Origin of the sequence: Leucobacter sp. OLIS6, assembly GCF_002752355.1 — a bacterium.
GTDB lineage: Bacteria > Actinomycetota > Actinomycetes > Actinomycetales > Microbacteriaceae > Leucobacter.
This window is the reverse complement of the sequence record NZ_MRAV01000018.1, coordinates 33,068-57,337: the sequence shown is the minus strand read 5'-3', so window position 1 is coordinate 57,337 and position 24,270 is coordinate 33,068. Positions and strand designations below refer to the sequence as shown.

Genomic DNA, 24,270 nt, shown 5'->3' with positions numbered 1-24,270 from the left:
GAGATCGGCGCCCCGTAGTCCCGGTCCGGGCGCGCCGCGGACGGCCGATATCCTGGATGAATGAGCGTGAGCAGCCGAGTCCCGTGCCGACGAAGGCGGGTCGCGTGATCGAGGATCGCGGTCCCGAGGACTCGGTGTTCCTGCGTGCGCTCGGTTCCGAAACCGAGCGCTTGCGGCCGGAGGTCGCGAGCTACGTCGCGGGCCCTCCCGCTCCGGGTCTCGTCGGCATCGGCACCGGAATCTTCGAGATCGCGGGCAGCCGCTACGGGCGGTGGAACCTGCTCGCCCGTCTCGTGGTCGGGCCCGAGGTGCTGATCACCGCCCAGGAGCGCGACGTCCCGTTCGAGGTGGTGAACCGACCCGCGCGGGCACCGGGCGGCGGCCCCGAGCTCCGAGCGGAGCGCTTCTTCCTCTTCAGCACCGGAACGCAGGGGTTCTCCGACGTGCTGCGTGCGACGGGCGAACCGGGGATCCTGCGAAACCTGCTCGGCCCGAAGCGCCGCCTCGAACTGCGCCTGCGCTGCGGGGTCACCGAATCGGGGCACCTGAGTCTTCGTGCCGAGCGGAGCTGGCTGCGCCTGTGGCGATTCCGCATCCCGCTGCCGGCGGCGCTGACGGTCTCCGTCGACCTCGAGGACGGTTACGACGCGGTGGCCGAGCGCCAGACGATCCGGGCGAAGGTGAGCAACCCGATCCTCGGCACCGTGCTCGAGTACCGCGGCTCCTTCACCTACCGCTACGCCGCCGACTGACTTGGCGAGGAAGCTCAGGAATACAGCGGGCTCGTCGTCAGCTCGGACAGCATGAGCTGCATGAACATGACGGTCCAGACCGTGGTGACTGCCAACGAGACCAGCAGGCAGACCAGGTTGGCCCACAGCGGCCACCCCGGGGTGCGGGTCACCTTGCGCAGCACGACGTGACGCCCGATCAGGTAGACGGTCGCTCCGAGGAACGCGAACGCCCAGTGGAACGGGCGGACGACGCCGAGCGACGCCAGCCGCTTGGAGTCCCGGTGGGCTGCGACGATGATGAGCGCCGTGAGGGCCCAGCCCAGGAGCGCCACGATCCCGGTGGTCGCGAAGTACGAGATGAAACCGCTCTGGTCGCCCTCCGTGAACGAGCGCACATAGCCGCGCACGTCGATCAGGAAGATCGACGGAACGGCGAGGAGCTGGGCCAGGGCGATCACCCAGGTCCAGGGCCCGTCGACCGCGAGGTGATCGGCGAGGCGCGGGCGTTCGAGCACGGCGGGGCGCGGGGCGACGGCGACCGGCGCGGAACCCTGCGTGTGCGCGGTCCACGCGGAACCGTCCCACCACCGCACCGTGCCGGTGCCACCGGGGTACCAGCCCGGTGCGGGCTGCTGCTGGGCGGGGGACTGCGCGTGATTCGGATCGCTCATGATGACTCCAGGCTAACGGGAAAGGCCCCGTGCACCGTCGGAACGGTGCACGGGGCCTCTCGCGTGAGGTCTGATCGGATCAGATCTTCGACGAGGCGTCCTTGAGGACGCTGCGCAGGATGCCGCCGATCTCAGCGAACTCCGACGGACCGATGGTCAGCGGCGGGGCGAGCTGGATGACGGGGTCTCCACGGTCGTCGGCGCGGCAGTAGAGGCCGGCCTCCCACAGCGCGGGGGAGAGGTAGTCGCGCAGGAGTCGGTTCGACTCCTCCTCGTTGAAGGTCTCCTTGGTCGCCTTGTCCTTGACGAGCTCGATACCGAAGAAGTAGCCCTCACCACGGACGTCGCCCACGATGTCGATGTCGAGGAGCTTCTCGAGCTCGGCGCGGAACAGCGGGCTGTTCTCGCGCACGCGGCCGTTGAGGTCCTCTTCCTCGAAGATGTCGAGGTTCTCGAGCGCCGCAGCCGCCGCAGCCGGGTGACCGGCGAAGGTGAAGCCGTGGTAGAAGGTGTTGTCGACCGAGTTGAACGGCTCCGACACCTTGTCCGAGACGATCATCGCACCGAGCGGGACGTAGCCCGAGGTGATGCCCTTGGCGGACGTGATGATGTCGGGCTCGTAGCCGAGGGCCTTCGAGGCGAAGAAGTCGCCGACGCGGCCGTAGGCGCAGATGACCTCGTCCGAGACGAGCAGCACGTCGTACTGATCGCAGATCTCACGGACGCGCTTGAAGTACCCGGGGGGAGGCGGGAAGCAGCCGCCCGAGTTCTGGACCGGCTCGAGGAAGACGGCGGCAACGGTGTCGGGACCCTCGAAGAGGATCGCCTCCTCGATGCGGTTCGCCGCCCACTGGCCGAAGGCCTCGAGATCGTCGCTCGGGGCGCCCATCTCGTCGGCGCGGTAGAAGTTGGTGTTCGGAACGCGGTGACCACCCGGGGTCAGCGGCTCGTAGAACTTCTTCATGTCGGGGATGCCGGTGATCGCCAGCGCGCCCTGCGGGGTGCCGTGGTAGGCGACCGAGCGCGAGATGACCTTGTGCTTCATCGGCTTGCCCTGGATCTTCCAGAAGTGCTTCGCCAGCTTGAACGCCGACTCCACAGCCTCGCCACCACCGGTGGTGAAGAAGACCTTGTTCATCTGGCCGGGAGCGTAGGACGCGAGGCGCTCCGACAGCTCGATCGCGGCGGGGTGGCCGTAGGACCAGATCGGCATGAAGTCGAGCTGCTTCATCTGCTTGGCGGCGGCCTGCACGATGCGGTCGCGGCCGTGGCCGGCGTTGACCACGAACAGGCCGGCGAGGCCGTCGATGTACTGCTTGCCGGCAGCGTCGTAGATGTGGTGTCCCTCGGCGCGGGTGATGACGGGGATGCCGTCGTTCAGCACCTTGCGGTTGGTGAAGTGCGGCCACATGTGGCGCTTGGCCGAAGCCTGAAGAGCGGCGGTGTCGACCGCTGCCGTCGGATCAAAAGACATGGTTATCGTGTTCCCCAGTCGTATTTCTGTTTCTTGAGTTGGAGGTAGACGAAGGTCTCGGTCGAGGCGACCCCGTCGAGCGTTCTGATCTTTTGGTTCAGGAACTCGATGAGGCCATCGTCATCCTCGCACACGACCTCTGCCATCAGGTCGAAAGATCCCGCACTGAGGATCAGGTACGAGACCTCCGGCAAGTCGGCGAGGTGGTCGGCGACGACCCTGGTGTCGCCGGAGACGCGAATGCCGATCATGGCGAGCCGGCTGAAGCCGATCCGCATCGGGTCGGTCACGGCAACGATCTGCATGACCCCGGCATCGGTGAGCTTCTGCACCCGCTGGCGGACGGCGGCCTCGCTGAGGCCGACCGCTTTGCCGATCTCGGCGTACGAGCGGCGACCATCGATCTGAAGCTGTTCGATGATCGCCTTCGACGTCGCGTCGAGGGCGAGTGAAGTCCGCTTGCTGCTCACGGTTTCGATCTTGGCACTCCGTGGGCGGAAACGCAAAGGAATTCGAAGCGAGTTCGTGAAAATGCTGGGGATTCCGCAGGTCGGTTCCGCGTGTCGGGGTCCTGCATCCAGGATGCGCAGGACCCCGGAAGCTGCGCCGGACCCGGACACCGTGTTCGGAATCCGGCCCGGATCGGACGCTGGATTCGAAGATCCGTAACGTTCCCGTGAAGATTCGTCGAACCCGCGTCCGGGCTGCTGGTTCGCGCCCCGGCTCTGTGGAATAGTTCGAAACGACCGACCCGGCGATGGAGCTTCAGGATCGTCGTACGGGGAACCGTCATGCATCGAGTCAAAGGAGACCCGAGATGAACAGAGTGCCCGAGGACCCCATTGTCCGAGACCTCGTCGCGATGGTGCGCGGCGCCCAGATGAACCGCCGCGGACTCCTCCGGCTCGGCGCTGCGGGAGCGGCCGGCGCCGGAGCACTCGCGCTCAGCGCCTGCGCAGGAGGCGCTCCGAAGGTCGATCAGGGGACCGGCAAGGCCGGATCGATCGTGTGGGGCAACTGGACCTATTACCTCGACTACGACTCGAAGACCCAGACCTTCCCGACGCTCGACGCGTTCATGAAGCAGACGAACATCAAGGTCGAGTACCTCGAGGACATCGACGACAACAACACCTTCTACGGCAAGATCAAGGATCAGCTGAAGCTCGGTCAGGACACCGGCTACGACGTGATCACGCTGACCGACTGGATGGACGCCCGCCTCATCGAGGCGAAGCAGATCCAGGAGTTCGACTACGCGAACCTCGCGAACGTCACGGCGAATCTCATCGACTCGCAGAAGAACGCGCTCGACGTCGATCCCGGCCGAAGGTTCACGATCCCGTGGCAGCTGCCCGCCTCGGGCTTCGTCTGGAACAAGAAGCTCGTGCCCCAGGGTGTGCGCACGCTCGAGGACTTCATGCGCCCCGAGCTCAAGGGCAAGGTGGGCGTGCTCACCGAGATGCGCGACACCATGGGCATCATCATGCAGGCGCAGGGAGTCGATGTCGCGCAGAAGACCTGGGGCGACGCCGAGTTCGACCGGGCGCTGCAGTGGCTGGACGACGGACTGAAGAGCGGACAGATCTCGAAGGTCAAGGGCAATTCCTACACCCAGGACCTCGAGAAGGAGGACACCCTCGCGGCGATCGCCTGGACGGGCGACATCGTCATGCTGAACGCCGAGCAGGGCGACCAGTGGACGCTCGAGGTGCCCGAGTCCGGCGGCATGATCACGGCGGACTCGCTGACGGTGCCGAACGGCACCTCGGCGAAGAACAAGAAGCTCGTCGAGCAGCTGATCGACTACTACTACCAGCCGGAGATCGCGGCGCAGGTGGTGGCCTACACGTCGTTCGTGCCGCCCGTGAAGGGCGCCAAGGAGGCGATGGCGAAGATCGACCCGAAGCAGGTCGACAACCCCCTGATCTTCCCGGATGCGGAGATGGACAAACGGCTGCACAACTTCCGCACGCTGACTCCGCAGGAGGACAAGAAGTACACGGCCGCATTCAACAAGGTACTGGGACTGTAATCACGCACATGAACGACGCACACTCCTTCGCAGAGGCCGGAGCCGACCTCACCCTCACCGGGATCCAGAAGCGATTCCCGGGATTCACCGCCATCGAGCACCTCGATCTCGAGATCCCCGCCGGGTCCTTCTTCGCGCTGCTCGGCCCCTCGGGCTGCGGCAAGACCACGACCCTGCGGCTCGTCGCGGGCCTCGAGGATCCGACCGCCGGTCGGATCCTGATCGGCGGTCGGGACGTCACCGCGCTGAAGCCGCACAAACGACCGGTCAACACGGTGTTCCAGTCCTACGCGCTGTTCCCGCACATGACGATCCTCGAGAACGTCGCCTTCGGACTCCGCCGCCGCAGGGTGGGGGATCCCGTCGGCAAGGCCAAGGAAGCGCTCGAGCTCGTCGAGCTGGCGCACATCTCCGACCGCAAGCCCGCCCAGCTCTCGGGCGGCCAGCAGCAGCGCGTCGCGCTCGCCCGCGCCGTCGTGAACCGCCCCGCGCTGCTGCTGCTCGACGAGCCGCTCGGCGCGCTCGACCTCAAGCTGCGCCGTCAGATGCAGCAGGAGCTCAAGCAGATCCAGCAGGAGGTCGGCCTGACCTTCCTCCACGTGACCCACGATCAGGAAGAGGCCATGACCATGGCCGACACGGTCGCGGTCATGAACAAGGGCCGCATCGAGCAGATGGGCGCCCCCGAGGAGCTCTACGAGCTGCCGCGAACCGTGTTCGTCGCGAACTTCCTCGGGCAGTCCAACCTGTTCGAGGTGCAGGTGGTCGGCACCACCGATCGGGTCGTGCAGACCACGCTGAACGGCGGACGCATCACACTGCTGCGCGAGCGGACCGAGCGCGACGGCGGCACCATCACCGTCGGAGTGCGCCCCGAGAAGCTGCGGCTGCACCGCGAGCAGCCGGAGGACGACCCCGCGATCAACGCGATCGGTCCCGGCCGCATCACCGACGTCTCGTTCATCGGCGTCAGCACTCAGTACACGGTGGAGGCGCCCGAGTTCGGCTCGGTGCAGGTGTTCTCCCAGAACGTGGAGGCCGGTCCCGGTGCGCGGCTCGGCGATGAGGTCTGGCTGAGCTGGCACGTCGAGCACACCTTCGGGCTCGCCGACGACCCGAGCGGAACCGGATCCGTCGCCTCGGATCTCTCGACGCGGGCCATGGCAGCCCAGGCGAAGCAGGGCTAAGGGGAGACCGATGGCATTCACCGCATTCTCGACGGGCGCGGCGTCCGTCGAGCAGGCGCCGAGGAAGCGATCCTGGACCGCGCTGCTGCTGCTCGCGCCCGGCATCGCCTACATGCTCCTGTTCTTCCTCGCGCCCTTCATCCAGCTCGTGTTCACCTCGCTCCAGGCCCCAGCGGCCTCGGGCGGTATCGGCGAGTACATCGCCGCGTGGCAGTTCGGCAACTACGCCGACGCCATCGTGCAGTACTGGCCGCACATCCTCCGATCCTTCGTCTACGCGCTCACCGCGACGGTGATCGGGCTCATCATCTGCTATCCGCTGGCCTACCTGATCGGCGTCACGCTGCGTCCGCGTCCCATGCTGCAGGGCATCGCGCTGATCCTCGTGGTCGCGCCGTTCTTCATCAGCTTCCTGCTGCGCACGCTCGCATGGAAGCAGATCCTGCCGAGCGAATGGATCGGGACCGACTTCTCGGTCATCTTCGGCCTCGTCTACAACTTCATCCCGTTCATGACCCTGCCGATGTTCGCCTCGCTGCAGCAGCTCGACCTGCGGCTCGTCGAGGCCGGGCAGGATCTCTACGCCTCCCCGGTCACCACGTTCCGCAAAGTCACGCTGCCGCTCTCGCTGCCCGGCGTGGTCTCGGGCACACTGCTCAGCTTCATCCCGATGGCGGGCGACTACGTGAGCGCGTCGACCGAATTCCTGGGGTCGACGAAGACCGCGATGATCGGTAACGCGATCGAGTCCAACTTCCTCCGCACGCAGGACTATCCGATGGCGGCGACGCTCTCGATCATCCTGATGGCCGTGATCCTCGTGATCGTCGCGACCTACGTGCGCAAGAGCGGGGCGGAGGATCTGCTGTGAACAAGTTCAGCCTGGGCAAGGCCTTCGTGCCGGTCGTCGGATCGATCGTTCTCATCTACCTGCTGCTGCCGATCTTCTACGTGATCGTGTTCTCGTTCAACGACGCCGGTCGCAACAACATCACCTGGCGTGGCTTCACGACCGACAACTGGTCCAACCCCTGCGGCGCCCCCGACGTCTGCGAGGCGTTCGGCAACAGCATCCTGGTCGGCGTGGTCGCGACGATCGTCGCGACCGTGCTCGGCAGCGCGATCGCGATCGCGCTCGTGCGGTACCGCTTCAAGTTCCGCTCGACCATCAGCCTGATGCTGTTCACCCCGATGGCGACGCCCGAGGTCGTGCTCGGCGCGGGCCTCGCGGCGCAGTTCCTGCTGGCCGGTGTCGAGAAGGGGATCGGCACCATCATCCTGGCGCACACGATGTTCTGCATCTCGTACGTCGTGGTGGCGGTGAAAGCCCGTGTGGCGAGCCTCGACCCCTCGATCGAAGAGGCCGGCCGCGATCTCTACGGCTCACCGGCGCAGGTGTTCTGGCGGATCACGCTGCCGATGCTCATGCCGGGCATCATCGGCGCGGCGCTGCTCAGCTTCGCGCTGTCGTTCGACGACTTCATCATCACGAACTTCAACTCGGGTACCGCGAACACGTTCCCGAAGTTCATCTACACCTCCGCGCTGCGCGGCGTTCCGGCGCAGGCGAACGTGCTGGCATCGATCGTGTTCCTCGGAGCTCTCGCGCTCGTGATCATCGTCCAGATGGTCGGAATCAATCGACGGAAACGGCTCGCGAACCGGTAGAAGCTGCGGTGTTCGCGCCGCGCGGTCGCCGGACCCCCGAACGGGGTTCGGCGACCGGCGCCGCTCCCAGCAAACGGTCGGCCGGGCCGACCGGATGGGTGCATAATGATTCCTTGTTCACGCGCGAAGACGCGCAGGGCGACGGTTCGCGCAGTGCGGTCCTGCCGCGCGAACATCCTCGGTTCTTAAAGGAGAGAACATGACGACAACCTCGACGGCTGCGAAGGGGGCGACCCTCAAGCGGAGCCTCGGACTCTGGGCCATCGTCGGTCTGGGCCTCGGCTACATGACCCCCACCGTGGTGTTCGACACCTTCGGCCTCGTCGCACGCGACACGAACAACGTCGTGCCGCTCGCCTACGCGGTCGCGCTCATCGTGATGGTGTTCACCGCGATCAGCTACGGCAAGATCGCCGGCGCGATCCCCAGCGCGGGTTCCGCGTACACCTACGTGCGCGAATCGATGCACCCGAACCTCGGCTTCATGGTCGGCTGGACGTCGCTCATCGACTACATGCTGCTCCCGATGGTGAACTGCCTCATCATCCGCAGCTACCTCGAGGCGTTCTTCCCGGGCGTACCCGGGTGGATCTGGGTCATCGTCTACGTCGTCTTCGTCACCGGAATCATCTACCTCACGATGCGCGGCACGTCGAACATCAACATGATCCTGCTCGTGTTCTCGATCGTCGTCATGGCCGTGTTCGTGTTCATGGTCGTCATCCAGCTCAACGGCGGCGCCGGCGAGGGCGGCGTGGTGTCGATGAAGCCGCTCTTCCACAACGGCGTCGAGTTCGGCGCGGTGCTGGCCGGAGCCACCATCGTCTGCTTCTCCTTCATCGGATTCGATGCGGTCACCATGTATGCGGAGGAGGCGAAGCACCCGCGCATCATGCCGAAGGCGATCCTCCTCACCGTGATCCTCGGCGGAGCGATCTTCTTCATCGCCGGCTACTTCACCCAGATGCGGTTCCCGGACTGGAACGAGTTCGCACCGAAGGGCGACATGCAGTTCGTCGAGGACAGCACGCTGCCGATCATCGGCGAGATCGTCGGCGGCAAGACGCTGTCCGCCGTGCTCACCGCGGCGGGCTTCGCAGCGACGCTCGCCTCGGGCCTCGCGTCGCACGCATCGGTCTCGCGCATGCTGCTGGTGATGGGGCGCAACAACGTGCTGCCGAAGAAGTTCTTCGGGTACATCAACGCCAAGACGCACACCCCGACCTTCAACATCGTGCTCACCGGTGCGATCTCGCTGCTGGCCGCCGCGTTCACCCTCGAGATGATCGCCGCGTTCATCAACTACGGCGCCCTCATCGCGTTCACCTTCGTGAACCTCTCGGTGATCGCCTGGTTCGCGTTCCGCAAGGGACTTCGCAAGACTCCGAAGGACATCTTCAACTACATCGTGATGCCCCTCATCGGTACGCTGCTCACCGGTCTGCTGTGGGTCAACCTGCACGCCGACGCGCTGGTCGGCGGTCTGATCTGGACCGCGATCGGTTTCGTCTACCTGCTCTTCATCACGAAGGGCTTCCGCAGGAAGGTTGCGGCCTTCGACGAGAACCAGCCCGTCACCGGCTTCAACAAGGTGCCGGAGGGTGCCGACGTCGACTGACCGGATCCGGCTCCCGCCCTGCGCGAGGAATGCTCTGTCATCCTGCGCGAGGAACGAGTCGCAGGATCTCTCCCGGGATCCTGCGACTCCTCCGTCGCGCAGGATGACGAAACAGCGTCGCGCTGAGCGACCGGGCGAGACCGCTAAACTGAGGGAATCATGCTCGATCTCGATTTCGCACCGCGCATTCGCGCCGTCCGGTCCACCTTCGCCGATATCGCCGCCGTGCTCGACGTGCCGAAGCTCGAGCGGGAGATCGCCGAGCTCGAGGAGCAGGCAGGTGCGCCCGACCTGTGGGACGATCCCGCGGCCGCGCAGAAGGTGACGAGCGGCCTCTCGCATCGGCAGGCCCGCCTGAAGCGCCTGCGCGGCGTGGAGCAGCGGCTCGACGATCTCGACGTGCTCATCGAGCTCGCTCAGGAGATGGACGACGAGGACTCGGCGTCCGAAGCCGGCGAAGAACTCGCCGCGCTCGAGAAGGTCGTGCAGGACCTCGAGGTGCAGACCATGCTCTCGGGGGAGTACGACGAGCGCGCAGCGGTCGTCACGATCCGCTCGGGCGCCGGCGGCGACGACGCGACCGACTTCGCCGAGATGCTCCTGCGCATGTACCTGCGCTGGGCCGAGCAGCATGATTATCCGACGAAGGTCCTCGACACCTCGTACGCCGAGGGCGCCGGCATCAAGTCGGCGACCTTCGAGATCGACGCGCCCTACGCGTTCGGCACCGTATCGGTCGAGGCGGGCACGCACCGTCTCGCCCGCATCAGCCCCTTCGGATCCGCCGACAAGCGCCAGACGAGCTTCGCCGGCGTCGAGGTGATCCCCTTGCTCGAGGAGGCGACCGAGGTCGATATCCCAGAGTCCGACATCCGCGTCGACGTATTCCGCTCGAGCGGCCCCGGCGGGCAGTCGGTCAACACGACCGACTCGGCCGTGCGCATCACGCACATCCCGACCGGCATCGTGATCTCGATGCAGAACGAGAAGTCGCAGATCCAGAACCGCGCCGCCGCGATGCGCCTGCTGCAGACGCGCCTGCTGCTGCTGCAGAAGGAGCAGGAGGCAGCGAAGAAGAAGGAGCTGGCCGGCTCCGTCACGGCGAGCTGGGGCGACCAGATCCGCTCCTACTTCCTCTACGGGCAGCAGCTCGTCAAGGATCTGCGCACGGGCCACGAGTCCTCGCAGCCCGACGCGGTGTTCAACGGCGACCTCGACGGCTTCATCGCCGCGGGGATCCGCTGGCGCTCGCTCTCGAAGAACGACTGAGCGAGCCGCGCGAAAGCTGAGAGCTCCCGGTTCGCCCGCGCGTCGCCGCGGGCGGCCGGGCCCGTCCGCGTAGTGTCGTCTGCGTCATGATCCTCTTCGAGAACGTCACCAAGAAGTACCGGGGTGCGCAACGTCCGGCGCTCGACGGCATCGACCTCCGGGTCGATCGCGGCGAGTTCGTCTTCATCGTCGGCGCATCAGGTTCCGGTAAGTCGAGCTGCCTGCAGCTCATCCTGCGCGAGGAGCAGCCCACCGGTGGCACGGTGCACGTCCTCGGGCACGATCTGAGCAAGATCTCCTCCCGCAAGGTCCCCTACTTCCGCCGCAACCTCGGCATGGTGTTCCAGGACTTCCGCCTGCTCACCAACAAGACCGTGTACGACAACGTCGCGTTCTCGCTGCAGGTCATCGGCAAGTCCCGCGGCTTCATCCAGGAGGCCGTCCCCGACACACTCGAGATGGTGGGCCTGGAAGGCAAGGGCAAGCGGTACCCGCACGAGCTCTCGGGCGGTGAGCAGCAGCGCGTCGCCATCGCGCGAGCCATCGTCAACAAGCCGGCGATCCTGCTGGCCGACGAGCCGACGGGCAACCTGGACCCCGCGACCAGCCTCGGCATTATGCAGCTGCTGCGCGCGATCAACGCGGCCGGCACGACCGTGGTCATGGCCACGCACGAGGCCGCGTTCGTCGACATCATGCAGCAGCGCGTGGTCGAGCTCTCGCAGGGCGTCGTCGTGCGCGACGAGCAGAGCGGCGGGTACGGCGAGACGGCTTCGATCCCCGTCATGGACCTCACCGAGCAGGGCGCCCGCGTGCTGCGCACCACCGAGGCGGTCGTGCGTGCGGCGCTCGCGCCCGAGGTCGGCGTCGTCGAGAGCCCGAGCGCGGCGGCCGAGGCCGGAGCGCACGAGGCCCCGGCCGCAGAAGCGCAGGCACCCGCCCCGGTCCTCGCGGCACCCGAGGCACCCGCCACGGCCGCGGCAGCGACCGTGCCGCCCGCGGACGACGAGGATCCGCTCGACCTCACGGTCCGCGCCGATGGTACGAACGCGGCGCAGGCGCGCAGGGTTCCCGGCTTCCTCGCGCCGAACGACATCGATCCCGTCGAGCTGGCGGCCAAGGGCGGACTCGCCGAGCGCCTCGGCCTCTCGGGTTCCCAGGACGACGACCAGACGGATGTGGGGCCGGTTCGATGAGAGTTTCGCTCGTGCTCGGCGAGGTCTGGAACGGCCTCCGTCGCAATATGTCCGTGGTCATCTCGGTGATCCTCGTGACCTTCGTCTCGCTCACCTTCGTGGGCACGGCGATCCTCATGCAGCTGCAGGTGCAGCAGATGAAGACCTACTGGTACGACCGCGCGCAGGTCGCGATCTACCTGTGCACCAAGTACGACCAGAGCGCGACCTGCTCGGGGGCCGACGCCTCGGAGGATCAGGTCGCCGCGGTCAAGCAGGCGCTCGAATCCGATACGTTGAAGCCCTATATCGCGGACTCCTTCTACGTCAGCCACGACCAGGCGTACACGGAGTTCAAGAAGCAGTTCAAGGGCAACCCGATCGTCGACATCACGAAGCCCGACCAGCTGAACCAGACTTACTGGGTGAAGCTCAAGGATCCGTCGCGCTCCGCGATCATCCAGGAGACGTTCTCGGGGATCCCGGGCGTGCAGTCGGTCTCCGACCAGCGTTCTCTGCTCGATCGGATCTTCCTGATCCTCGGCGTCGCCAGCTACACGGCCATCGCGATCGCGGGCCTGATGCTCATCGCCGCCATGCTCCTCATCTCGACGACGATCCGGCTGTCGGCGTTCTCGAGGCGCCGCGAGATCGGCATCATGCGCCTGGTGGGTGCGTCCAACCGGTTCATCCAGACACCGTTCGTGCTCGAGGGCGTCATATCGGCGGTGATCGGAGCCGTGCTGGCCGGCGTCGCGTCGGTCGCGATCGTCAAGTTCTTCGTCGAGGGCTTCCTCGTGACGAACGTGCCCTTCACGAGCTACATCACCGTGCAGCAATCGCTCGTGGTGCCGCCGATCCTGCTGGCGCTCGGTATCGTGCTCAGCGCCATCGCCGCGAAGATCGCGATCACGAGGTATCTGCGGGTCTGACCCGAGCTTCTGCATCGAGCCTCCGGGTTGCTTCCGCGCGCTCGGGGATCCCGTCGAGTGGCGGCAGAACGCCCGTATCCCATCCGGATACGGGCGTTCTGCCGCCACTCGACGCATTTCGCCTCCGCGCGGGCACGAGCTGTGGCAGACTGAGCGGGTCGGCCGACGCAGGCCGACATTTCGCTCACACTACGGATCGTCCGGCACGTGCCTGCCGGTGGAACGAAAGGAAACCTCGATGGCGAGCGTCGTCTACGACAACATCACCCTGCAGTACCCGGGAACCGACCGACCGGCGGTATCCGACCTCAACCTCCACATCGAGGACGGCGAGTTCCTCGTCCTCGTCGGCCCCTCCGGCTGCGGCAAGTCCACCGCGCTGCGCATGCTGGCCGGCCTCGAAGAGGTGACCGGTGGTCGCATCATGATCGGGGGCGAGGACATGACCCATGTCTCGCCCAAGGATCGTGACATCGCGATGGTCTTCCAGAACTACGCGCTGTACCCGCACATGACCGTCGCCGAGAACATGGGCTTCGCGCTCAAGATCGCCGGTGTCGACAAGGCCGAGCGCCAGCGTCGCGTCGAAGAGGTCGCCGAGCAGCTCGACCTCACCGAGTACCTCTCGCGCAAGCCGAAAGCGCTCTCCGGCGGCCAGCGCCAGCGCGTCGCGATGGGGCGCGCGATCGTCCGCGAGCCCCGCGTCTTCCTCATGGACGAGCCGCTGTCGAACCTCGACGCGAAGCTGCGCGTGCAGACCCGAACCCGCATCGCGTCGCTGCAGCGCGAGCTCGGCGTCACGACCGTCTACGTGACCCACGACCAGACCGAGGCGCTCACCATGGGCGATCGCATCGCGGTGATGAAGCTCGGCGTGCTCCAGCAGGTCGGCACGCCGCGCGAGCTGCTCGACCGCCCCCGCAACGTCTTCGTCGCGGGCTTCATCGGCAGTCCGGCCATGAACCTGTTCACCGCCGAGGTGACGGCGGCGGGCCTCGTGCTCGGATCCGCGACGATCCCGCTCGCCCCCGAGGTCGCGGCAGCGATCACCGGCGGCACGGTCACCGTCGGCATCCGTCCCGAGGACCTCTCGCAGGGCGAGCCCGGTGCCGCGGGCCTCGAGATCGACGTGAACCTCGTCGAGGAGCTCGGCGCCGACGGTTACCTCTACGGCCGCAGCGAGATCGCTGGCGCGCAGACCGACCTGGTCGTGCGCGTCGACGGGCGTGCGCACGCCAACGCGGGGGAGCGCGTCACCGCGGTGCCCGATGTGGCCCGCGTGCACCTCTTCGACGTCGCGACCGGCGAGCGCATCGGCACCCCCGAATCGCGCGAAGCCTGACCCGAACGCAGCGACGAACGCTCCCGACCGCAGCGCGGCCGGGGGCGTTCGCGCGTTCGCGCTCCGGGGAATACCGCGAATCGCGAGAATCGTCGCCCGCGGGCGAGACGACGGGCGACGCCGCACGCTAGGATGGAGGTTCGGTCCGCTCACGGGAACGCTCGAAGAAGGGGGAGTGCCATGCCGAAGGAAACCGGCGAGAAGCTGATCGCGTCGAACAAGAAGGCTCGGCACGAGTACCTCATCATCGACACGTACGAGGCGGGCATGGTGCTCACCGGCAGCGAGGTCAAATCGCTGCGCATGGGGCGTGCGTCCCTCGTCGACGGCTACGTGTTCATCGAGCACGGCGAGGCCTGGCTCGACGCCGCCTACATTCCCGAGTACCTCAACGGTTCGTGGACCAACCACGCTCCGCGGCGCAAGCGCAAGCTGCTGCTGCACCGCCAGCAGATCGACAAGCTGTACCAGAAGACGCGCGAGGGCGGCATGACCATCGTGCCGCTGCGCCTCTACTTCCTCGACGGCCGCGCCAAGGTCGAGATCGCGCTCGCCAAGGGCAAGCGCGAGTACGACAAGCGGCAGACGCTGCGCGAACGTCAGGACCGCCGCGAGGCGGATCGCGCGATCTCCGCGCGCAAGCATCTCGGCGAGTAGGGGCGTCTCAGCGATTGGCGGGAGGCGGCGCGCAACTCCGTTCGCGCGCCGATCCATCCGCGTCCGGCGCTTCGCGCTGGCCGCTCCCGCCAGACCCGCCAGGCTCGCGAACGGAGTTGCGCGCCGCCTCCCGCCGACCGGTCCCGGTCAGTCGAGCGCGCGACTGATGTCGAGCAGCAGCGCGTTCTGCAGCGAGTCGAGCTCGTCGGAGAGCGGTTCCGGCCAGCTCGACAGTTTCACGATCACCGAGTCCGTCTGCGGGTCGAGCCAGAGGTTCTGGCCGTGGATCCCGATCCCGCTCACGTTGCCGCGCTCGTTGCCGGTGCACCACCACTGGCGGGTGTAGCTGCCGTTCGGGAATTCGGCCGTGAACCCCGCGTAGGTCATGGCCTCGGTGGAGCCGCCGGCGAGCACGCCGCGGGTCCACTCCTCGGGGACGACGCGCCCTCCGGGCGCCATGCCGCCGTCGAGGATCACGCGTCCGACGCGTGCGAGGTCGCGCGCCGTGCACGAGATCGCCGCGTTCGCGAATCCGAAGCCGGTCGAGTCGACCGTGATCGTGGCGTCGCGGTCCGCGTCGAGCTTCGACCAGAGGTGCTCGGAGAGCGCGTCGGAGTAGCGCGAGCCGGTGACGCGCTCGACGATCCAGGCGAGCACGTCGGTGTTCGCCGAGCAGTACTGGAACTCGCCGACAGACCCGCTTCCGCGCAGGGCGGCGAGGAACGCGTAGTCGTCCGCCGGGTCCCCGGGCTTCGCGGGGCGCCAGCCGGCGGCGCGGTCGTGCGTCTGCACCTCGGAGTCGGGATCGACGTAGTTCTCGCTGTAGTCGATCGCGATCTCCATGTCGAGCGCGCGCTGCACAGTGGGGCCGTCGTAGACGGATCCGGTGAGCTCCGGGATGTAGTCGGTGATCGCCGCCGCGGGATCGATCCGTCCGGCGCCGATGAGCGCGCCGACGACGGTGCTGCAGAGCGACTTCGACACGCTCATGAGGAGGTGGCGCTGGTCGGGCGCGAACCCGGGCCGATGGTACTCGGCGACGACGTCGGCGCCGCGGAGCACGAGGAGCGCGTCGGTGTAGGTGCGCTCGAGGCGATCCTCGAGCGTGTCGACGCGGCTCACGAGGGCCTCGAGACGCGCGGTGGCCTCGGCCGGTGTGGCGGGCCAGCGACGCGAGACGGTTGCGACGGGCAGCATCTCGGCGAGGTTCGCGAACGCCCAGCGATTGTGCGGCGCCTCCTGCCAGGACTCGAGGGTCGGCTGACCCGCTGGTGCGCCCGGGTAGCGGGCGGGGTGGGGGCCGGTGTCCGTGCTCACGCGGCGACCTCCTTGCGGATCGCGGGGCGGGCGAGCAGGACGTAGAGGCCGGCCGAGACGAGGAGGCCGACTGGCACCGAGAGGTCGAGTCCGCCGGCGGCCTCGGCGAGCGGGCCAACCCAGATGTCGGTCGAGAGGAACAGCGCGGTCGCGACACCGCCGACGACGGCCGAGAGCAGTCCGGCGACACCGAAGCCGTTCGCGAACCAGTAGGCGCCGCTCTTCGACTCCTCGAACAGCTCGAAGGCGTCGTAGCGGCGCTTGCGCAGGAGGATGTCGGCGACGTAGACCGCCATCGTCGGCACCGAGATGATGAGCAGGAACTGCAGCAGCAGGTTGACCGCCGAGATGAGCGAGGTCGACATGGCGAGCACGATGGTGAAAACTGTGCCGAGGACGCCGATGAGGATCGCCGACGGGATGCGCTTGATGGGCACGCCGATCGACTGGAAGACCATGCTCGAGGTGTAGGTGGTCATGCCGTTGAGTGCGATGGTGTTGACGACGACGCCGAGCACGAAGATCGGCCCGAGCCAGCCGGGGATCATATCGAGCAGCGAGTACTCGATGCCGAGATCGAGCGCGTCCGCGGTGACGGCGGTGCCGAGCAGGGCGCCGAAGCCGGTGAAGAGGAAGCAGGGGATCGCGCCGCCGAGCGCCGTCGCGGCGATGATGCTCGCGGGCTTCGTCTCGGCGGGAAGGTAGCGCGCCAGATCGGCGCTGTTGGAGTAGGAGAGCGGGGTGGACGCCAGGATCGCGAAGCCGACGCAGAGCGACACCCAGAGATCGTGCCCGCCGAGGGGCTCGGGCTGGGTGAAGCCCCAGTCGATGTGGGGAAGCAGGAATCCGGTGACGACGAGGAAGATCACGAGCAGGACGGTCGTGACGACGGTGTACGCGCGCAGGATCAGCGCGTGCCCGTAGACGGCGACGAGTACCGTGATCGCCGAGACGACGACGGTCACGCCGATGATCGCGAGCGGCTCGTTGTCGAGGCCCATGCGGCGCAGCAGCTCCACGCCCATGAATGTGGAGGCGACCCAGTTGAGGGCGAGGAAGACGCCCGAGATGAACCAGCCGTAGAAGGCGATTACGATCCGGTTCCCGCGGATGCCGTAGATGGCCCGGGTGATGACCGATCCGGAGGTGCCGGCCGCGGGGCCGCTGACGGCGACGATGCCGGGCAGGACCCAGAGCAGGCAGGAAGCGAGGATCACGAGGAGCGCCTGCCAGACCTCGAGACCGAGCACGAGGGTGAGCGTGGCGCCCATGGTGAAGTTGAGCACGCTCACGTTGGGCGCGGCCCAGACGGCGAACAGCTCGCGGGCTTTGCCGTGCCGCTCGGAGGGTGCGATGAGCTCGATCCCTCGGGTTTCGGGCTGGCTGGCGGTGTCGACGAACGTGTCGTCTGGGGCGGGGGCGGACGGCTTCGTCACTCGGGTTCCTCTCGGCAGCAGCCCAGGCAGCATCGCGTGGTCCAGAACGAGCGGCAGTGCTATTGGTCATGGGGCCAATGGGCTGTTGGTCACTATTCCAATATGATGACGGGCATGGTGTCAAGTGGAACGCGCGGACGCGTGCGGAAGGAGCCCGAGGAGCGCCGTGCCGAGATCCTCTCCACTGCGGCAACGATCGCCCTCGAGGACGGGCTCGAGCGCATCACCCTCCGCGCCGTGGCCGAGCGACTCGAGGTGCGTCCGGGGCTGATCAGCCACTATTTCCCTGCCGCGGAGGACCTGGTGATCGCCGCCTTCGAACTCGCCATCGCGGGGGAGCGGGAAGAGATGTTCGAGGGAAGCGGAACCGCCCTGGAACGGATCGCCGGGATCGTGCACCGCATCGAGAGCCGGAGCGCCGACGACCTCGCGCGACTCTGGCTCAACGCGCGGCATCTCTCGCGTTTCAGCGAGCCGCTGGCTCGCGCGGTCGATGCGCAGGAATCGCTCGACCGCGACGAGCTCATCGCCCTCATCGACCAGGGGATCGCGGAGGGCACCTTCGTGGCTCCGGACCCGCTGACCGCGTGCATTCGCATCTTCATGGCGATCGACGGCTTCGGCGGATACGTCAACGACCGGGGGCCGTTCGTCGGCGAGGCCTTCACCGGGTTCGTGAGCGACGTCGTCGCATGGTCGCTCGGCTTCGAGCGCGCGGAGCTCGACGCGGCGGTGGCGCGCCTGGCGTGACCGCAGCCCGCGGTGCTAGAATCGAGGTTCCGGTTCTGCCGGAGTTTGACAATTCCACAGCGCGTGATGTGCCGCCCCGGTGGTCGGAAGACCGCACACGGGGCCGATCGGTTTCGACACGTCGATTTGAGACCGTGAGAAGCGGGCCGAGGACGCGGAGTTATCTCGTAAACGCCCTTCGCAAACCATAGGTGCCAACGCTAAGCGCACCGACTTCGCTCTCGCTGCCTAAGCAGTAAGACCGAGTCCGTCAGGTCGGGTGGGCCTCCGCCCCGGTTTCCTGGCGTCATCTAGGGGGCTTGCTGATGCGTCGCGTCTCAGGGCGCATCGGGACTTTTTCTGAGACTGGGCCTGTCGTACTAGCTGTTCGTGGCAAAGAACGGGGCCGAGCAGAACGTTTTCACGAACTACGCTCGTAGAAGGCACGGAATCGTCGAAGTGGACCGGGGTTCGATTCCCCGCGGCTCCACAGCGGCATGAGCATCACGCGCACGAATCGTCACCGCAGAGGCCGTCCGAAAGGGCGGCCTCTGCGACTTTCTGGGGCTGACGGACGCTCCGTTCTCAGCCTCTGGCGCGGGCACGGTACACGGTGAGCGCACGGCGGCTGGATCGCGCCCTGAGTACTTCGGCGAGCTCGCCCACTTCTCCGTCCCGAGCGACGCGCGCGGGGCCGTTCGGCAGTGAGATCCGGAGTTCGGGAGCCGAGACCTCGTGGTACTGCTTCACTCGCCCGAGCTGGCCGGTGAGCGTGGCCAACAGCACCACGACCCGGGACCACTTGCTCGAGACATCGAGGATGCGGAGATCCAGCAGACCGTCCTGCAGGTCCGCTCGAGTGCTCGGGGCGAAGCCCTGCGGCTGGTACTGGCCGTTGCCGAGGAACAGCAGGCTCGACTCACGCGTGCGTCCGTCGACCGTGACGGCGACCGAACGGTCCTTCGAGAGCAGACGCCAGGCCGCCACGAGTGCGGCGAGGGGCTTCCCGATCCGCTTTTCGAGTCGCTCCCGGATGCGCACGAAATCCGTGTAGGCGCCGACGCTCGCCGTGTTCAAGAAGATCTCGTCGTTCACATAGGCCACATCGACCTTGCCGACGCTGCCTCGCTGGATGGCCTGCACGGTCCGACCCGCCGAGGAGGTTCCGATGGCCCGGGCGAAGTGGTTGAAGGTGCCTGCGGGGAAGACCGCGAGCGGAATGCCGCGTTCGATCGCCGCATGCGCCGCCGAGCGGACCGTCCCGTCGCCGCCGGCGACCGCGAGGACCTCCGCCTCCTTCGCAGCGGCGGCCATGACCGCCTCGACATCGTCGTCCTGCGCGAGTTCCACGACCCGCATGTCGGGAAGCTTCCGCCGAGCGCTGTTCGCAAGTTCGGCGCCGCGGCCGCTGTGCGAGGCAGGGTTGACCACGAGGAGCACGCCTTCGCCCGTCCGCCGTGGCTTGATCCGATCGAATTCGATCGGCCGCGAAGGTTGGGGAGCCGGCACGGGCGGTACGAGGCGACGTCCGATCGCTGCGATCGAGCCGCCGAGGACGAAGCCTGCGGCCACGTCGGAGGGATAGTGGGCCCCCGTCGCCACGCGGGAGAATCCCACGAGGCCGGCCAGGACCTGCAGCGGCACGCCGAGCGCCGGCACCTCGGACGAGACACCGGCCGCGAACGCGGCAGCGCTCGCCGAGTGTCCGCTCGGGAACGAGGACGAGCGAGGACTGCGCAGGGAACGCCGACCGAGGGGAACGGCATCTCGCAAGGGCCGCTCGCGGTGGTGCAGACGCTTGGCGAGCTGGTTCGCGATCAGGCTCGTCGCCCCGAGCGTGACGACACCGCGCAGGGCGGCGCGGCGCACACGGCCGCGACCGGTGAGGGCGAGACCGCCCGCGATCGCGAGCCACAGCACGGAGTGGTCCGCGGCGTTCGTGAGCTTCGGCATCCAACGATCCAGCACGGGGCTGGGAGTGGACGCCACTGCGGAGTAGATCGCGCGGTCCAGTGCGTGGATCTGCGCGCGGGTCTCCGAACCGGCGCGCCGTACCGGACCTCGGTTCTGCCTTCTCGCCAATGCGCACCTCCGCCCCTACGTTAGCAACGCCCGGTGACGGCGGGCCCGCTAGACTGGGCCGCCATGAACGACCCCTTCGGCGAGATACCGGTACTGCCGATCGTGATCCCGTTGGGTATCGTCGTCTTCGTGCTGCTCTGCTGGCGTCTGCGCGCGAAGCAGATGCTCTCGCTGCCGCGTGCAGCGGTGGCGGCGGCGCTCGGGGTCTATGTCGCGGGCATCGTCGCGAACACCGTCTTTCCCGTGTTCCTGCGCGCTCCGGCCCCGCCGGGACCCTGGTGGTCCGGCGTCGTGCTCACCCCGCTCGTCGACTACGAGGTCGAGGACGCGCTGATGAACGTCATCGTCTTCATGCCGCTCGGAGTGCTGATCCCGCTGGTGCTTCGGCGGCCGGTCTGGTGGAGGGTGCTGAGCGCGGTCGTCGGAGTGAGCCTCGCGATCGAACTGACGCAGCTCGCCGCCCAGGACTTCGCGGGCGGCGGCCATGTCGCCGACGTCAACGACCTGATCTTCAACACCCTGGGCGGGGTCATCGGGTTCGGATTCCTCGCGCTGTTCGGCCGGCTGCCCGGGAGCGACCGGATCCTGGAGCGGTTCCGCTGGGCGGACGGCGACGGGCTGCCGGTCGCGCCGCTCTGAGCTCGGACCCGTTCCGGCTCGGTCGATCGACCCCGCACCTCCTGGCGAGCGGGCCATCCTCCTGCGTTCAGTGGCTGGGAAGGATCCTGAACGACTCGAGCAGGTCGCCGCGCGTAGTGGCGATTGCGGTGCTGACGCCGGTGAAGACGCGGCTCTCCCACGAGAAGCGCAGTTCGGTGGTCTCACCGTCGGTCGTGGACTCGAGCACGGTCATGCGTGCGCCGGCACCGATGGCATCGCTCGCCGCCCAGCTGCGCACCCCGTCCGGGCCTCGGAGCACGCGTCCCCAGTCGTCGACGAAGCCGTCCTCGGTGAATGCCGCGACGAACGCGTCGGCGTCCGCCGCGTTGATGGCATCGACGAAGGCCTGAACGGGAGCGGGGGGAGTGGAGGCGGTCATGCGACGATCGTAGGCGCAGCACCTGGAGGAGCACCACCGCACCAGGTGGGAGGTCGGGCCTTTTGACCCCTCTCCGGGGGTCAAAATCGACTGCTGCGGAGCGGTGTCCGTGCTTCGGCTACCCGGACCTTCGCATCGGAGCTATGTTTTCGCGTGTCGTAACTGCGCATTCGAGCTGCGCCGTCGGTACGACGAGACGCGCAATGAGCACCGAACAGGAAAGCGAGGACGCTTCATGGCATCTGGAACCTCCAAGGCGACGGAACCGCGCAGGCGCTGGTGGGCGGTCGCACTGCTCGCCGCCATTGCACTGCTCGTTCCCTCGGTCGCGACCGCGGCGAACGCGGCGACGATCACGAACGGACAGTCGGTCTGGGTCGGCAAGACCGTTCCGGGGTCGGGCGGCACCGCGTTCCACGGTATCCACCTGCAGACGCCCGCCGACCCGAAGAATCCCGGTACACCGGACTTCTACGCCTACTGCATCGAGCACGACATCAGCGCCGTGCCGCTGCAGAACGGGGTCGTGGGGGATCCGTCCAGCTACCTCGGAGCCAACCACTACACGGATCCCGCGATCCAGGGCAAGGTGAACTGGGTGCTGCAGCACAGCTACCCCGCGCTGAGCCTCGAAGAGCTCGCCCAGGCGGCGGGGCTTCCGAGCATCTCGCTCTTCGATGCGACCGAAGCGACCCAGTACGCGATCTGGCGCTACACCGATCTCACCTTCGACGCGGCCTGGCAGTGGAACAGCGATGACTCGAAGGCGGCCTACTGGTACCTGGTGAACGGAGCGAACGCGAGCTCCGGTGCACCCGTCGATGCGCCCATCACCGTGTCGGTGACCCCGGCGTCGGGAACCTTCCCGGCCGGCGGCATCTCGGGGCCCTTCACCGTGCAGACCAACCAGGCGACGGCGGCGGTCACCGCGAGCGGCGGCGCGACGATCGTCGACGCGAGCGGCAACGCCATCGACGCGGGCAATGTGGTCGACGGGCAGCAGGTCTACCTGGATCTGCGGAACGTGACGGCAGCCGGGTCGACCACGATCACCGCGACGGTCGCGGGCGCGTCGGGCACGGGGCACATCATCACCTCGCCGAAGACCATCGGCGGCACGGCGACCGCCGGAAGCCACGGCCAGAGTCTCGTGCTCGTCGTTCCGGGCGGGGCGACCACTTCGGCCACGGCGGATGCGAGCTGGACCGTCCCCGCGATCAGCACGACGCTGCTGGATCAGGCGGACGGGGATCACAACCTCGTGTTCACGGGCGGCACGGTGGTCGACACGATCGCCTACAAGAATCTGGTGCCGGGTCAGCAGTACACGGTGTCGGGTGAGCTGATGCGCAAGTCTGATGGTTCGGCGACGAGCATCACCGGGTCGAGGACGTTCACGCCGACGGCGGCGAACGGCAGTGTCGAGGTGACGTTCGTGGTGCCGGCCGGTTTCGACGGGCAGACGCTGGTGGCGTTCGAGAAGCTGTATCGCGGTGAGTCGGCGTCGGGTACTCCGGTGGCGACGCATGAGGATATCGATGATGCGGCGCAGACGGTCGTCGTCGCGAAGAAGCCGGCGCAGACGACGCCGACCACGCCGGGATCGACGACCGCACCTGGGACGCCGACCACGCCGGGCGGAACGCTCGCGACCACCGGCTCCGCGGCGCAGCCGGCGATGCTGGCGGGAGTCGCACTGCTCGGGCTGATCGCGGGGGCGACCGCCCTGGTGCTCGCGCGTCGCCGACGGGCCGCAGCCGTCGAGGCGGAATAGCCCGGGACGGCCGCGGATCGAACGCGGTCGCGAGATGGAACCGAGCGGGCCCCGATCCTCTGGATCGGGGCCCGCTCGCGTCCGGATCCGGGACTCGAAGATCGTCCGGCGCCCCGGAACTCACCGCTGCGCGTCGCGGAACGCGCCCGGTGCGATTCCCACGCGGTGCTTGAAGTACTTCGAGAAGTTCGCCGGGTCGTCGAAGCCGAGCCGGGCCCCGATCGCGGCGATCGGCGTCTGTTCGTGGGCGAGCAGGCGCTTCGCCTCCAGCACGACACGGCGGTCGATCAGTTCCTTCGCGCTGAGCCCCGCGTGCGCACGGGCCAGGCGGTTGAGCGTGCGCTCCGAGTACCCGAGACGCCGGGCGTACCAGGCGGCCGTGCGATGCTCGGCGAAGCTGCGCTCGATCTCGTCGAAGAACCAGTGGAACGCTTCCGGCAGCTCCACCTCGACCGTCGACGCGTCCGACTCGGCGGTGTCTGCGAGCAGGAGCAGCGCCGCTGCCGCGGCGTGCGTCGCAGCGTGATCGTGCGCCTGCGCCCGGGCGGCCCGGTCGCCGGATCCGGACGAGTCCGCGGTGATCGCGGCGAGGGCGGTCAGCGCGCTGAGCAGAGGACCGCCCGGAGCGGCGGCGTCAGCCCAATGATTCCGCGCGAATGCTCCGAACGTGCGCAGCAGCGCGACCACGTCGGCCGGCAGCGCGTCAGGACTGAAGATGACCGCGATTCCCTCCAGCTGACGCACGTCCCCCCACAGCTGGACCTGCCCGGAGTGCACCCAGAGCACGTCGCCCGCGGAGACGTCGTAGCGCGTGAAGTCGACTTCGTGCGTCGTGCTCCCGTGCTCGATCGCGAGCAGGAGCTCGAAGTCGGGGCGCTGCGGGGCCGCGAACTCGGCGAGGCCGCCGCGCCGTCTGATCCGGTCGATCGTGGTGATCTCGATCGGGAGGCGCGCGGCCCCGGCCGGGTTGTAGCGCACCCGCCTGACGGGCGATGTCTGATTTTCACCATTCATTGTCCCTGCCGAACCGTGATCTTCGCGCTCCATGAGCATAGTTTTACCTCATGGCCGCGGAATCACCGAGTGACTCGCGGTCGACCACCGCTCGCACACCGATCCACGGAGAGAAGA

Annotated in this window: 22 protein-coding genes and 1 other RNA gene; 15 read left to right on the top strand and 8 right to left on the bottom strand. The window is 67.6% G+C overall.

Going from position 1 to position 24,270, the window contains the following annotated elements; all coding sequences use genetic code 11:
* The first annotated feature begins 104 nt into the window (after positions 1 to 104).
* Positions 105 to 752, top strand: a complete 648-nt coding sequence (locus BMH31_RS15055) for a DUF4166 domain-containing protein (RefSeq protein ID WP_158234983.1) — start codon at positions 105 to 107, stop codon at positions 750 to 752.
* A gap of 14 nt (positions 753 to 766) precedes the next feature.
* Here BMH31_RS15055 and BMH31_RS15050 read toward each other — a convergent pair whose 3' ends face one another.
* From BMH31_RS15050 to BMH31_RS15040, 3 genes are all read right to left on the bottom strand, one after another.
* Positions 767 to 1,405: a DUF2510 domain-containing protein gene (locus tag BMH31_RS15050; RefSeq protein WP_099722632.1), complete on the bottom strand. Its 639-nt coding sequence runs from the start codon at positions 1,403 to 1,405 to the stop codon at positions 767 to 769.
* A gap of 79 nt (positions 1,406 to 1,484) precedes the next feature.
* Entirely contained in the window at positions 1,485 to 2,879 is a 1,395-nt protein-coding gene (locus tag BMH31_RS15045) for an aspartate aminotransferase family protein (protein ID WP_046453978.1), read from the bottom strand.
* Between the two features lie 2 nt (positions 2,880 to 2,881).
* Positions 2,882 to 3,349, bottom strand: coding sequence for an Lrp/AsnC family transcriptional regulator (locus BMH31_RS15040; RefSeq protein WP_046453977.1), 468 nt, complete (start codon positions 3,347 to 3,349; stop codon positions 2,882 to 2,884).
* A gap of 347 nt (positions 3,350 to 3,696) precedes the next feature.
* Between BMH31_RS15040 and BMH31_RS15035 the strand changes: the two genes are divergently transcribed.
* The 10 genes from BMH31_RS15035 to smpB all read left to right on the top strand — a co-directional run bounded on the left by BMH31_RS15035 (position 3,697) and on the right by smpB (position 14,762).
* Positions 3,697 to 4,914: a spermidine/putrescine ABC transporter substrate-binding protein gene (locus BMH31_RS15035; protein WP_099722631.1), complete on the top strand. Its 1,218-nt coding sequence runs from the start codon at positions 3,697 to 3,699 to the stop codon at positions 4,912 to 4,914.
* An 8-nt stretch (positions 4,915 to 4,922) separates the two neighbouring features.
* On the top strand, positions 4,923 to 6,101 hold the full coding sequence (locus tag BMH31_RS15030; RefSeq protein ID WP_099722630.1) for an ABC transporter ATP-binding protein: 1,179 nt from the start codon (positions 4,923 to 4,925) through the stop codon (positions 6,099 to 6,101).
* 10 nt (positions 6,102 to 6,111) lie between these two features.
* Positions 6,112 to 6,972, top strand: a complete 861-nt coding sequence (locus BMH31_RS15025; RefSeq protein ID WP_099722629.1) for an ABC transporter permease — start codon at positions 6,112 to 6,114, stop codon at positions 6,970 to 6,972.
* Positions 6,969 to 7,769 carry an ABC transporter permease gene (locus BMH31_RS15020; RefSeq protein WP_099722628.1) on the top strand — a complete coding sequence of 267 codons (801 nt, stop codon included), beginning with the start codon at positions 6,969 to 6,971 and terminating at the stop codon, positions 7,767 to 7,769. The genes BMH31_RS15025 and BMH31_RS15020 overlap by 4 nt, the downstream gene beginning before the upstream one ends.
* Before the next feature lie 199 nt (positions 7,770 to 7,968).
* Positions 7,969 to 9,387 carry an APC family permease gene (locus BMH31_RS15015; protein ID WP_099722627.1) on the top strand — a complete coding sequence of 473 codons (1,419 nt, stop codon included), beginning with the start codon at positions 7,969 to 7,971 and terminating at the stop codon, positions 9,385 to 9,387.
* A 159-nt stretch (positions 9,388 to 9,546) separates the two neighbouring features.
* A complete protein-coding gene (gene prfB, locus BMH31_RS15010; protein ID WP_099722626.1) occupies positions 9,547 to 10,656 on the top strand; it encodes a peptide chain release factor 2 in 1,110 nt (369 codons plus the stop codon).
* Between the two features lie 86 nt (positions 10,657 to 10,742).
* Positions 10,743 to 11,852, top strand: coding sequence for a cell division ATP-binding protein FtsE (ftsE, locus tag BMH31_RS15005; protein ID WP_099722625.1), 1,110 nt, complete (start codon positions 10,743 to 10,745; stop codon positions 11,850 to 11,852).
* A complete protein-coding gene (gene ftsX / locus BMH31_RS15000; protein WP_099722624.1) occupies positions 11,849 to 12,763 on the top strand; it encodes a permease-like cell division protein FtsX in 915 nt (304 codons plus the stop codon). The genes ftsE and ftsX overlap by 4 nt, the downstream gene beginning before the upstream one ends.
* A gap of 238 nt (positions 12,764 to 13,001) precedes the next feature.
* The gene (ugpC, locus tag BMH31_RS14995) at positions 13,002 to 14,105 is read left to right on the top strand and encodes a sn-glycerol-3-phosphate ABC transporter ATP-binding protein UgpC (protein ID WP_099722623.1); all 1,104 of its coding nucleotides are present in this window, start codon (positions 13,002 to 13,004) and stop codon (positions 14,103 to 14,105) included.
* 180 nt (positions 14,106 to 14,285) lie between these two features.
* Entirely contained in the window at positions 14,286 to 14,762 is a 477-nt protein-coding gene (gene smpB, locus BMH31_RS14990; protein ID WP_046454198.1) for an SsrA-binding protein SmpB, read from the top strand.
* 147 nt (positions 14,763 to 14,909) lie between these two features.
* Here the strand turns inward: smpB and BMH31_RS14985 are convergent, their stop codons facing one another.
* Positions 14,910 to 16,079 carry a serine hydrolase gene (locus BMH31_RS14985; protein ID WP_099722622.1) on the bottom strand — a complete coding sequence of 390 codons (1,170 nt, stop codon included), beginning with the start codon at positions 16,077 to 16,079 and terminating at the stop codon, positions 14,910 to 14,912.
* Positions 16,076 to 17,515 (bottom strand): cytosine permease, encoded by a 1,440-nt coding sequence (locus BMH31_RS14980; protein WP_241898324.1) that lies wholly within the window; start codon positions 17,513 to 17,515, stop codon positions 16,076 to 16,078. The genes BMH31_RS14985 and BMH31_RS14980 overlap by 4 nt, the downstream gene beginning before the upstream one ends.
* Positions 17,516 to 17,629: 114 nt before the next feature.
* Here BMH31_RS14980 and BMH31_RS14975 point away from each other — a divergent pair, with 114 nt between their 5' ends.
* Together BMH31_RS14975 and ssrA are read left to right on the top strand one after the other, a co-directional pair.
* Complete coding sequence (locus BMH31_RS14975) at positions 17,630 to 18,265, top strand: TetR/AcrR family transcriptional regulator (protein ID WP_099722620.1); 636 nt, start codon at positions 17,630 to 17,632, stop codon at positions 18,263 to 18,265.
* A 99-nt stretch (positions 18,266 to 18,364) separates the two neighbouring features.
* Positions 18,365 to 18,737, top strand: a transfer-messenger RNA (tmRNA) gene (gene ssrA / locus BMH31_RS14970).
* A 92-nt stretch (positions 18,738 to 18,829) separates the two neighbouring features.
* Here ssrA and BMH31_RS14965 read toward each other — a convergent pair.
* On the bottom strand, positions 18,830 to 20,197 hold the full coding sequence (locus BMH31_RS14965; protein ID WP_199068113.1) for a bifunctional phosphatase PAP2/diacylglycerol kinase family protein: 1,368 nt from the start codon (positions 20,195 to 20,197) through the stop codon (positions 18,830 to 18,832).
* Between the two features lie 192 nt (positions 20,198 to 20,389).
* Between BMH31_RS14965 and BMH31_RS14960 the strand changes: the two genes are divergently transcribed.
* Positions 20,390 to 20,965, top strand: coding sequence for a VanZ family protein (locus BMH31_RS14960; RefSeq protein ID WP_099722618.1), 576 nt, complete (start codon positions 20,390 to 20,392; stop codon positions 20,963 to 20,965).
* A gap of 67 nt (positions 20,966 to 21,032) precedes the next feature.
* On the opposite strand, the gene BMH31_RS14955 is transcribed toward BMH31_RS14960, so the two are convergent.
* Positions 21,033 to 21,365 (bottom strand): nuclear transport factor 2 family protein, encoded by a 333-nt coding sequence (locus tag BMH31_RS14955; RefSeq protein ID WP_099722617.1) that lies wholly within the window; start codon positions 21,363 to 21,365, stop codon positions 21,033 to 21,035.
* 235 nt (positions 21,366 to 21,600) lie between these two features.
* On the opposite strand from BMH31_RS14955, the gene BMH31_RS14950 reads away from it, so the two are divergent.
* Positions 21,601 to 23,139 (top strand): VaFE repeat-containing surface-anchored protein, encoded by a 1,539-nt coding sequence (locus BMH31_RS14950; protein WP_099722616.1) that lies wholly within the window; start codon positions 21,601 to 21,603, stop codon positions 23,137 to 23,139.
* Between the two features lie 120 nt (positions 23,140 to 23,259).
* Here BMH31_RS14950 and BMH31_RS14945 read toward each other — a convergent pair whose 3' ends face one another.
* Positions 23,260 to 24,153, bottom strand: a complete 894-nt coding sequence (locus BMH31_RS14945) for a helix-turn-helix transcriptional regulator (RefSeq protein ID WP_099722615.1) — start codon at positions 24,151 to 24,153, stop codon at positions 23,260 to 23,262.
* Positions 24,154 to 24,270: the final 117 nt, after the last annotated feature.

Excerpts from the sequence above, each read along its gene's own strand:
- BMH31_RS14950 (WP_099722616.1), top strand. The coding sequence starts at position 21,601 with ATGGCATCTGGAACCTCCAAGGCGACGGAACCGCGCAGGCGCTGGTGG.
- smpB (WP_046454198.1), top strand. The coding sequence starts at position 14,286 with ATGCCGAAGGAAACCGGCGAGAAGCTGATCGCGTCGAACAAGAAGGCT.
- BMH31_RS14975 (WP_099722620.1), top strand. The coding sequence starts at position 17,630 with ATGGTGTCAAGTGGAACGCGCGGACGCGTGCGGAAGGAGCCCGAGGAG.
- BMH31_RS14960 (WP_099722618.1), top strand. The coding sequence starts at position 20,390 with ATGAACGACCCCTTCGGCGAGATACCGGTACTGCCGATCGTGATCCCG.
- BMH31_RS15035 (WP_099722631.1), top strand. The coding sequence starts at position 3,697 with ATGAACAGAGTGCCCGAGGACCCCATTGTCCGAGACCTCGTCGCGATG.
- ugpC (WP_099722623.1), top strand. The coding sequence starts at position 13,002 with ATGGCGAGCGTCGTCTACGACAACATCACCCTGCAGTACCCGGGAACC.
- ftsE (WP_099722625.1), top strand. The coding sequence starts at position 10,743 with ATGATCCTCTTCGAGAACGTCACCAAGAAGTACCGGGGTGCGCAACGT.
- prfB (WP_099722626.1), top strand. The coding sequence starts at position 9,547 with ATGCTCGATCTCGATTTCGCACCGCGCATTCGCGCCGTCCGGTCCACC.
- BMH31_RS15030 (WP_099722630.1), top strand. The coding sequence starts at position 4,923 with ATGAACGACGCACACTCCTTCGCAGAGGCCGGAGCCGACCTCACCCTC.
- BMH31_RS15015 (WP_099722627.1), top strand. The coding sequence starts at position 7,969 with ATGACGACAACCTCGACGGCTGCGAAGGGGGCGACCCTCAAGCGGAGC.
- BMH31_RS14955 (WP_099722617.1), bottom strand. The coding sequence starts at position 21,365 with ATGACCGCCTCCACTCCCCCCGCTCCCGTTCAGGCCTTCGTCGATGCC.
- BMH31_RS15045 (WP_046453978.1), bottom strand. The coding sequence starts at position 2,879 with ATGTCTTTTGATCCGACGGCAGCGGTCGACACCGCCGCTCTTCAGGCT.
- BMH31_RS15050 (WP_099722632.1), bottom strand. The coding sequence starts at position 1,405 with ATGAGCGATCCGAATCACGCGCAGTCCCCCGCCCAGCAGCAGCCCGCA.
- ftsX (WP_099722624.1), top strand. The coding sequence starts at position 11,849 with ATGAGAGTTTCGCTCGTGCTCGGCGAGGTCTGGAACGGCCTCCGTCGC.
- BMH31_RS15025 (WP_099722629.1), top strand. The coding sequence starts at position 6,112 with ATGGCATTCACCGCATTCTCGACGGGCGCGGCGTCCGTCGAGCAGGCG.
- BMH31_RS14965 (WP_199068113.1), bottom strand. The coding sequence starts at position 20,197 with ATGCCGAAGCTCACGAACGCCGCGGACCACTCCGTGCTGTGGCTCGCG.
- BMH31_RS14945 (WP_099722615.1), bottom strand. The coding sequence starts at position 24,153 with ATGAATGGTGAAAATCAGACATCGCCCGTCAGGCGGGTGCGCTACAAC.